The organism is Nocardia sp. NPDC060220, from assembly GCF_042727815.1.
GTDB lineage: Bacteria > Actinomycetota > Actinomycetes > Mycobacteriales > Mycobacteriaceae > Nocardia.
Map to the genome: position 1 here is coordinate 1 of NZ_JBHWZY010000646.1, position 4,008 is coordinate 4,008.

The window sequence follows — 4,008 nt, forward strand, 5'->3', positions numbered from 1 at the left end:
ACTGATCCAGCTCGCCGCCCTCGGCGCGGTGACCACCGATGTCGGCCTGATCGCCACCGTGTCCACGACCTTCCATCATCCCTATAACCTGGCCCGGCTCTTCGGCACGCTCGACCACATCAGCAACGGCCGCGCGGCCTGGAACGCGGTGACCTCGTCGCTGGGCGAGGAGAACTACGGCGACCGCGATCTACCGAGCCCGGAGCAGCGCTACGCGCGCGCCACGGAATCCATCGAGGTGGTCAACGCGCTGTTCGACAGCTGGCGCCCTGGTGCGCTGCGGCCGGACGGCGCGGGGGGCGCGACCGTGGACGAATCGCTCGTGCGGCCGATCGACTTCGCCGGACAGCATTTCTCGGTCCGCGGCCCGCTGAACATCCCGCCGCTGCCCCAAGGCAGGCCGGTGCAGTTCCAGGCTGGTCAATCCGCGGGCGGCGTCGAACTCGGCGCACGATTCGCGGAGGTGGTGTTCACCTCGCTGGCCACGCTCGAGGACGCGATCACCTACACGAAGAAGATCCGCACCCGCGCCGGCGAGCTGGGCAGGCCGGACGGGCTTCCGCTCATCTTCAGTTCCTTCCACGCCACCTACGGCGCGACGGAGGAAGAAGCCCGCAGGCTGGTTCGCGAGGCCGCCGAAGCCACCGATTTCGACGCGGGGCGCCGTCAACTGGCCGACATGCTGGGTGGCGGCCTCGACCTGTCCGAGTTGCCGCTGGACAAGCCCATCCCGGAAACGCTGTTGCCGCAGCTGGATTCGGTACACCGGCGACGCGGCCGGGTCGAGATCTTCGCCAAGCTCGCCGCCTCCGGCGCGACGCTGCGCGAACTCGTCATCGCCGCCAAGGACACCGGCCACTGGGCAGCGGCGGGCACCCCCGAACAGCTGGCCGACGCGATCGAGGAGCGCTATCGGGCGAATGTGCTCGACGTGATCTCCCTCGGCGGGTTCACCGACGAGCGCACCCACGATTTCGTCGTCAACGGTCTGCTGCCCGAGCTGCGTCGCCGGAAGCTGCTCGACACCGACTATCTGGGCGCGACCTACCGCGAGAATCTGGAACTGCCCGCGCCGACCTCGACGACGAGGGCGTAGCCGACGAGATGTGATCGAGATCGCGGACTTGCGTGAACCGGGCGCCCGATGGACTCTGAATGGGTATAACCGTTCGGAGACAACTTTCGGCAAACCAGCCCGGCGAGCGAAGGGATCCCGCAGTGCAGGTCACCGACCCGGCCGTTCACCTGTTCGGCATGAGCACGGTAATCGCTGCTAGCGCAGGGTATTCGGCGCAGACGAGGGTCTCCCGCGCCTGGCGCCGCTCGCCTTACGCACCCCTGCTCGGTCGTCTCGCCGCCGCGATCTTCTGGGGTTGCGGCAGTGTGGCCGGGCTGACCCTGCTCGGCATTCCCGCAGCGATCACCGTGCCGATCGCGCTGACCGTGCTCACCGTGGTGATCGTGATGCTCGCCGCGGCCTTCGCAGGCGGCATGATCAGGCCCGCGCCGAGGCCGAGCCTGTCGGCCCGAACCTGACCTACCGGAACGCGTCGGCGTCGGTGAGCGCCTTGCCGATGACCAGCTGGTGCACCTCGGCGGTGCCCTCGTAGGTCAGCACGGATTCCAGGTTGTTGGCGTGCCGCAGCACCGGGTAGTCGAGGGTGATGCCGTTGGCGCCCAGGATGGTCCGGCATTCGCGAGCAATCTTGATGGCCTCGCGCGTGCTGTTCAGCTTGCCCGCGCTGATCTGCTCGCCGGTGATCTCGTGTCGATCCTTCAACCGGCCCAGGTGCAGCGCGAGCAACTGCCCCTTGCCGAGTTCGAGCGCCATATCGGCCAGTTTGGCCTGGGTGAGCTGATAGCCCGCGAGCGGCTTGTCGAACACCTCGCGGGTGCGGGCGTAGTCGATCGCGGAGCTCAGGCAGTCGCGCGCGGCGCCGAGCGCGCCGAAGACGATGCCGAATCGCGCCTCGCTCAAGCAGGCCAGCGGCGAACTGAGCCCCCGTGATTCGGGCAGCACGGCATCGGCGGGCAGGCGCACATCGTCGAAATCCAGTGCGGCGGTGAGCGATGCGCGCAGCGACAGCTTGCGATGGATCTCGCGAGTGGTGAAACCCGGTGTGCCCGCGGGCACCAGGAAGCCGCGCACCCGCGCCTTGTCCGCGCCGGGCTCCTCCGCATACGCCCAGACGACGGCGACATCGGCCACCGACCCATTGGTGATCCACATCTTCGACCCGTTCAGGATCCAGTCGTCACCGTCGCGGCGCGCCCGCGTGCGCATGCCGCCGGGGTTGGACCCGAAATCGGGTTCGGTGAGCCCGAAGCACCCGATCACCTCACCGGCCGCCATCGCAGGCAGGTACTGCTGCTTCTGCTCCTCGGAACCGAAGAAATGAATGGCCGCCATCGCCAGCGAGCCCTGTACCGACACCATGCTGCGCACGCCGGAGTCGACGGCTTCGAGTTCCAGGCAGGCGAGGCCGTACGCGGTGGCCGACGCGCCCGCGCAGCCGTAGCCGTCGAGGTGCATGCCGAGCAGCCCGAGCTTGCCCAGTTCCGGTGCGATCTCGCGGACCGGGAATGTGCCCTGCTCGAACCAGTCGGCGAGGTGCGGTCGCAGCCTGCGTTCCCCGAATCGCGCCACCGTGTCGCGGATTTCGCGCTCCTCCGACGACAGCAACGGATCGATGGCGAACAACTCTTCGACAGTGACCATGGCGTGAGTTTAACCGCAGTACCAGCCCCGAAACCGACACTTCGACCAGGCCGCCACCCCAGCGATCGCACCCGGAGCAGGCCAACTAGTCTGAGGTGATGAGTGAGCTGGGATTCTCCACCAGGGCCGTGCACGCCGGATACGAACCCGATCCTCAGACCGGTGCGGTCAACGTGCCCATCTACGCGAGCTCCACCTTCGCCCAGGACGGCGTCGGCGGCATGCGCGGTGGTTACGAGTACGCGCGCACCGGCAACCCCACCCGCACGGCACTGGAAGCCAACCTCGCGGCCCTCGAATCGGGCAGCTACGGGCGTGCCTTCGCCTCGGGCATGGCGGCCACCGACTGTGCGCTGCGCGCGATGCTGCGCCCCGGCGATCACATCGTGATTCCCGACGACGCCTACGGCGGCACCTTCCGGCTCATCGACAAGGTCTTCAGCCAGTGGGGCATCGAGCACTCGCCCGCCCACATCGCCGACCTCGACGCGGTGCGCGCGGCCGTCCGCCCCAACACCAAGCTGGTGTGGATCGAGACGCCGACCAACCCGCTGCTGAGCATCGGTGACATCCCCGCGCTGGCCGATATCGCCCACGAGGCCGACGCGAAGCTGGTGGTGGACAACACGTTCGCCACCCCGTACCTGCAGCAGCCGCTGCTGCTCGGCGCCGACGTGGTGCTGCACTCGACCACCAAGTACCTCGGCGGTCACTCCGATGTCGTCGGCGGCGCGCTGATCACCAACAGCGCCGACCTCGACAAGGACTTCGCGTTCCTGCAGAACGGCGCGGGCGCGGTCCCCGGTCCGTTCGACGCCTTCCTCACGATGCGCGGCATCAAGACCCTGGCCGTGCGCATGGAGAAGCACTGCGACAACGCCGAGGTGATCGCGGAGTTCCTGACCAACCATCCGGCCATCTCGCAGGTCATCTACCCCGGTCTGCCCACGCACCCCGGCTACGAGATCGCGCAGAAGCAGATGCGTCGCAGCGGCGGCATGATCTCGGTGCGCCTGGCCGGTGGCCGGGAAGCGGCGCTGAAGTTCTGCTCGCGGACCGAGATCTTCACGCTGGCCGAATCGCTGGGCGGTGTCGAATCGCTCATCGAACACCCCGGTGCCATGACCCACGCCAGCACCGAGGGGTCGGCGCTGGAAGTCCCCGCCGATCTGGTCCGGCTCTCGGTCGGCATCGAAGACATCAGCGATCTCCTCGCCGATGTCGAACAGGCGCTGAGCTGAGCGGGACCCGACACACATGACGAAGCGGCCGCATCCGGTATCCGGATG

The 4,008-nt window shown here is 68.1% G+C and carries 4 protein-coding genes; 3 read left to right on the forward strand and 1 reads right to left on the reverse strand.

Translation table 11 applies throughout. The features are described from left to right. Both ACFWF3_RS26950 and ACFWF3_RS26955 read left to right on the forward strand, forming a co-directional pair. A partial coding sequence (locus ACFWF3_RS26950) for an NtaA/DmoA family FMN-dependent monooxygenase (protein WP_379316165.1) occupies positions 1-1,096 on the forward strand: 1,096 nt, incomplete at its 5' end. Between the two features lie 158 nt (positions 1,097-1,254). Beyond that, positions 1,255-1,536: a hypothetical protein gene (locus tag ACFWF3_RS26955; RefSeq protein WP_378993090.1), complete on the forward strand. Its 282-nt coding sequence runs from the start codon at positions 1,255-1,257 to the stop codon at positions 1,534-1,536. 1 nt (position 1,537) lies between these two features. Here the strand turns inward: ACFWF3_RS26955 and ACFWF3_RS26960 are convergent, their stop codons facing one another. After that, positions 1,538-2,719 (reverse strand): acyl-CoA dehydrogenase family protein, encoded by a 1,182-nt coding sequence (locus ACFWF3_RS26960; protein ID WP_379316167.1) that lies wholly within the window; start codon positions 2,717-2,719, stop codon positions 1,538-1,540. A 98-nt stretch (positions 2,720-2,817) separates the two neighbouring features. Between ACFWF3_RS26960 and ACFWF3_RS26965 the strand changes: the two genes are divergently transcribed. Then, positions 2,818-3,960, forward strand: a complete 1,143-nt coding sequence (locus ACFWF3_RS26965) for a cystathionine gamma-synthase (RefSeq protein ID WP_379316169.1) — start codon at positions 2,818-2,820, stop codon at positions 3,958-3,960. Positions 3,961-4,008 lie beyond the last annotated feature (48 nt).

Bases quoted from the DNA above. Each gene is read 5' to 3' on its own strand.
- ACFWF3_RS26955 (WP_378993090.1), top strand. From the start codon at position 1,255: ATGAGCACGGTAATCGCTGCTAGCGCAGGGTATTCGGCGCAGACGAGG.
- ACFWF3_RS26960 (WP_379316167.1), bottom strand. From the start codon at position 2,719: ATGGTCACTGTCGAAGAGTTGTTCGCCATCGATCCGTTGCTGTCGTCG.
- ACFWF3_RS26965 (WP_379316169.1), top strand. From the start codon at position 2,818: ATGAGTGAGCTGGGATTCTCCACCAGGGCCGTGCACGCCGGATACGAA.